The organism is Gammaproteobacteria bacterium, assembly GCA_028817255.1.
In the GTDB taxonomy this organism is placed as follows: domain Bacteria; phylum Pseudomonadota; class Gammaproteobacteria; order Porifericomitales; family Porifericomitaceae; genus Porifericomes; species Porifericomes azotivorans.
Genome location: JAPPQA010000157.1, coordinates 1 through 2370, shown reverse-complemented (window position 1 = coordinate 2370; position 2370 = coordinate 1). Strand labels below are relative to the sequence as shown.

The following is a 2370-nucleotide window of genomic DNA, read 5'->3' as shown; positions in this document are numbered from 1 at the left end:
ACGGAGACAGCACGATGAGCAAAGCAGTGACAGACATGCTGGCGGCAAACGATGCCTACGCCGCCGATTTCGGCGACAAGGGCAAGCTGCCAATACCGCCAGGAAAGCGCATCGCCATCCTCACCTGCATGGATGCGCGGCTGGACCCGGCCAAGTGCGCGGGCCTGACCGAGGGCGACGCGCACATCATCCGCAATGCCGGGGGCCGGGCCAGCGACGACGCGATCCGCTCGCTGGTCATTTCGTACAAGCTGCTGGGTACGCGGGAGTGGTTCGTCATCCACCACACGGAATGCGGCATGGAGACCTTTAACGACGAGATCATGCGCGGGCTGCTGGCCAGCAGCCTGAAGCAGGCCCGGGCGGACGACAGCGGCTGGCACGATCCGGGCGGCGGCCCCGGCTCCACGGAAGGCCAATACATTAACTGGCTGTGCTTCTCCGATAACGCCGCGAGCGTGGTCGAAGACGTGAGCCGCATCAGAAACCATCCGCTGGTGCCCCCCGGGATCGCCATCTACGGCTACATCTACGACGTCAAGACGGGCCGCCTCGCCGAGGTCGGCGAGGCGAACAAGGCCGGCAAGGCCAGGGCCTAGCGGCGGTTTGCGGGAGCCTGGCGGCGTGCGCATAAGACATTTCCTGCCGCGGTTCCTTGCCGCCGCCGTCCTGCTGGCCGCGGCCGGGACGGGGGCCGTGGCCTACCTGGACCGGCAGGCGCAGGATGCCCGGCTGGCGCAGACCTTGCTGTCCCCGCCCAAGCCGCTGTCTCCCTTCGAGTTGGAGGACTCCAGCGGCGGCCGTTTCGGCCTGGAGCGGCTGCGGGGGCGCTGGACGCTGGCGTTCTTCGGCTACACGCACTGCCCGGACATATGCCCGCCGACGGCGGCGGAACTGGGCCGCCTGCTCCGCATGACGGAGGACAACGGGGACGGGGGCCGCTTGCAAACCTTATTCGTTTCCGTGGATCCCGGGCGCGACTCCCCGCAACGGCTGGCGAATTACCTGGCAAACCTGCATCCCCGCCTGCTGGGCCTGACGGGCGACGATGCCCAGCTGCGGCGCCTGAGCGGGCAATTCGGCATCCAAGGCGGCGCCGCCCATACCTCCTCCCTGTTCCTGATCGATCCGCGAGCCCGCCTGCTGGCCGTACTGCCGCCGCCGCACCGCGCCGAGCAACTGCGCGGGCGGCTGGAGGCCATCCGCTCCTACCGGGAACGCCGCCCCGGCTGAGGAGCGCGCATGCCGGAGGAACGGCAAACAAGTCCCGCGGGGGAACAGGCCGCCTCCATATGGGACCGGCTGTGCGTCCTGCCTCAATATCTGCTGCCCCAAGGGCTATTGACCCGTTGCGGCGGCCTGCTGGCGCGCTGGCGCTGGCGCCCGTGGAAGGCGCTGCTGATCCGGGTCTTCATCCGCGCCTTCCGGGTCAACATGGAAGAATCCCAGCCCTCCGACCCGGCGGCCTATGCCAGCTTCGCGGAGTTTTTCGTCCGCCCCCTCAAGAGCGGCTGTCGTCCCCTGGCCGGCGACGAGCGCACGGTGCTCTCCCCGGTGGACGGTGTCGCGCGTCAATGCATAGAGCGAATGGACGAGGATCAACTGCCGCAGGCGAAGGGACACCGCCTTCCCCTGTCGGAACTATTCGCCGGCCGGCCGGAGTGGGCGCAATCCTTTACCGGCGGCAGCTGCGCCACCCTCTACCTGGCGCCGCGCAACTACCACCGGGTGCATATGCCGGTGGCGGGCCGACTCGAGGGACTGCTGCACGTGCCCGGGAGCCTGTTCGCCGTAAACGGCCCTGCCATGCGGGCAATCCCGCGGCTGTTCGCGCGCAACGAGCGCCTGGTCCTGCTGTTCGACACGGCGGCGGGACGAATGGCGGCGATCATGGTGGGGGCGCTCTTCGTGGGCGGCATGGAAACCGTCTGGACGGGCAGGTTGCCGCAGGCGCCGCGCAGTCCCGAGCCCTGGCGCCCCCCGCCCGCGGAGGCGTGGCGGGATCGCGGCCAGGAACTGGGGCGCTTTCACTTCGGCTCTACGGCGATCCTGCTGTTCCCGCCGGGCAAGGTGATATGGGAGCGGTCCTGCCGTAGCGACGCGCCGGTACGCATGGGACAGGCCCTGGGCCGCCTGTTGCCGGCGGCCCGGACAAGCGACGGATAGCGGCGGCCGGCGCCCGGCGCAGCGCCGAAACCGCCCGCCCGCTCCGCAAGCCGTTACGCAATCGAGGGGAAACGATTCCCACCCCGCCATGGAGGGTAGATTCCTGCCCCCGTTAATGCAGTAAAGACAAGCCAGGGGCAAGCCTGCGTCTCATTTTTCCCATCACTCCCCCCTTGAGGGGGAGTCGCAGCAGCCAAGCCGCCA

Annotated in this window: 3 protein-coding genes; all 3 read left to right on the top strand. The window is 69.0% G+C overall.

Going from position 1 to position 2370, the window contains the following annotated elements:
- The first annotated feature begins 14 nt into the window (after positions 1-14).
- From OXU43_06650 to asd, 3 genes are read left to right on the top strand one after another with little or no spacing between them, the layout of a single operon-like run.
- A complete protein-coding gene (locus tag OXU43_06650; protein MDD9824832.1) occupies positions 15-599 on the top strand; it encodes a carbonic anhydrase in 585 nt (194 codons plus the stop codon).
- 25 nt (positions 600-624) lie between these two features.
- Positions 625-1233, top strand: a complete 609-nt coding sequence (locus OXU43_06645) for an SCO family protein (GenBank protein ID MDD9824831.1) — start codon at positions 625-627, stop codon at positions 1231-1233.
- Between the two features lie 9 nt (positions 1234-1242).
- The gene (gene asd / locus OXU43_06640; protein ID MDD9824830.1) at positions 1243-2166 is read left to right on the top strand and encodes an archaetidylserine decarboxylase; all 924 of its coding nucleotides are present in this window, start codon (positions 1243-1245) and stop codon (positions 2164-2166) included.
- The last annotated feature ends 204 nt before the right edge of the window (positions 2167-2370 follow it).